Raw genomic sequence first — 1,840 nt, 5'->3', positions numbered from 1 at the left:
GCAACGGCGGCAAGTCCTTCTACTACCTCACCGACGCCACCGGCAACGTCCTGGGCCTGGTCGACGAGGCGGGCAAGCGCACCCACACCTACGCCTACAGCGCCTACGGCACGAACCAGAGCACGACCGAAACCTTCCCCCAGCCCTACCGCTTCGCCGGCGCCTACCTGGACCCCACGGGCCTGTACAAGATGGGCGCCCGCTACTACGACCCGGCCCTGGGCCGTTTCACCCAGCCCGACCCCTCCGGCCAGGAAAAGAACCCCTACCTCTACGCCGTCGGCGACCCGGTCAACCACACCGACCCCACCGGACTGCTGAGCCTTGACGGTGCGGTGGACGCCCTCGGTAACGCCGGTGACCTTATCGGCGCAGGCGCCAATTTGGTCCAAGGAGACACGCGGGCACTGTGGGGCGATGTTGCCGGGTTCGTGGTGGGAGGACTGGCCGCGACTGCCTGCGGTGCAGCCGTAGCAGCTGCTGCCCCACCCACCCTTGGCACTTCCCTCGGAGCCACAGCAGGATGCTACGTCATCGGATGGAGCGCGGGACAGATCGCATCCAACGCCGTCGGGGGCTGACGAACCAGGAATCTGGGTAGGGGCGGAGAAAGAGACTTCTTCCGCCCCTACCCACCCTTCGAAAGGAGAAAGCCGTGCCACGTGTTGGCTGGTCGATGGAGCAGCGAGCTGTCGTTAAGAGGTACGCCCAGTTTGCCGCGTTCTTCGCGGTGATCGGAATTCTGTTCTCGGCTTTTCTGATCGCCTCCGGGAACGCCGGCGGGTGGGTTGTACTGGTAATGGTTGTTGCCATCTGCCTTGTCGGATACTTCTTCGTCCAGAAGGGGAAGAGCGGACAAACTTGAGGATCCGCCTGGGCCCTGTACGTCGTCACGCACCGCGCCCGGTAGCCGGCATTGTCCTGGCGGAGGTGCGGACCACTGCCCCGCGCCGCCGGTAGCCGCCTGTACACAAGCCGACCGGCTTGTGTCCACTCGATGACGACGGACAAGAAGAAGGGCTCCCGGGTAGATACCCAGGAGCCCCTCCCTGCGCTGCTAGCGGCGGATGTTGACCCTGATGCTGACGCCGCCGGCGAAGGCGGAGCCGATGACGGCAGCCGATCCGGTGGCTTCAGGGTGGCCGGTCAGGGCGAGGACGACGACGGCGACCAGGGCGGCAAGGCCGACGATCACCATGCCTGTCGCCACACGCTGGGACGGAGGCGTCGGCTGGGGCTCAGGTTCGGGCACGGGAGTGCCGGGGGTGCCAGTCATGGCAATCCTCCACATAGAGGAAGGGACGGGTGGCGGACACCTGCGTGGTGTCGTCCGCGGGGGGTGTTCACCGCGCGGTCGGCTGTCTTCCCGGCTCCCTGCGTGAGAGCGTCCCTGAGGGGCCGTGGCCCCGCCTGGGTGGCGTACCAACACGATAGCCGTGATGGGGGCATTCGATCCCCCGGGTGCCTGCTGGGTGTTCATGGAAGGTTCCTTCTCGACGAGTTCGTGCATGACGGCGCGGACTGTGACAGAACGCGGGTGCTTACGTCGCGTGCTCACGGAGCCGGCCCGTTCGCGGCTCCGAAGCCGGACGGGAAGCGGGCACGGAGAAGGGCCCGGACCGAGGTCCGGGCCCTTCTCCCCTACGCCTTAGTTATGTGGGGGTGGCAGCGATTTGTTCGGCCCAAGGCCGAGACGCCGGCATTACGCCCACTCGACGCCGAGTTCTCGTAGTGCGCTCCATGTCCGGGGGCGGTTTTTCTGATCAGTAGGTCGTGGTTTGGCCTGGGCTGATCAGTTTGTTTTCTGGTGGTGGTAGCGCTTCAAGCCCTGGTGTGACGA

3 protein-coding genes are annotated in these 1,840 nt (G+C 66.0%); 2 read left to right on the top strand and 1 reads right to left on the bottom strand.

The genetic code is table 11. The features are described 5' to 3' along the window. On the top strand, window positions 1-581 hold a 581-nt coding region (locus ADL08_RS38030), incomplete at its 5' end, for an RHS repeat-associated core domain-containing protein (RefSeq protein ID WP_234352081.1). A gap of 74 nt (window positions 582-655) precedes the next feature. After that, the gene (locus tag ADL08_RS09890) at window positions 656-865 is read left to right on the top strand and encodes a hypothetical protein (RefSeq protein WP_078968089.1); all 210 of its coding nucleotides are present in this window, start codon (window positions 656-658) and stop codon (window positions 863-865) included. A gap of 192 nt (window positions 866-1,057) precedes the next feature. On the opposite strand, the gene ADL08_RS37130 is transcribed toward ADL08_RS09890, so the two are convergent. Further along, the gene (locus ADL08_RS37130; RefSeq protein WP_159043038.1) at window positions 1,058-1,276 is read right to left on the bottom strand and encodes a hypothetical protein; all 219 of its coding nucleotides are present in this window, start codon (window positions 1,274-1,276) and stop codon (window positions 1,058-1,060) included. Between the last annotated feature and the right edge of the window lie 564 nt (window positions 1,277-1,840).

The sequence above is a fragment of the Streptomyces sp. NRRL F-6492 genome (assembly GCF_001280125.1).
Classification (GTDB): Bacteria; Actinomycetota; Actinomycetes; order Streptomycetales; family Streptomycetaceae; genus Streptomyces.
Note: the sequence above shows the minus strand (reverse complement) of the source record. Positions and strands in the feature narration are given on the sequence as shown.

What these genes read in the sequence shown, in the direction of transcription:
- ADL08_RS37130 (WP_159043038.1), bottom strand. Translation starts at nt 1,276, where the DNA reads ATGACTGGCACCCCCGGCACTCCCGTGCCCGAACCTGAGCCCCAGCCG.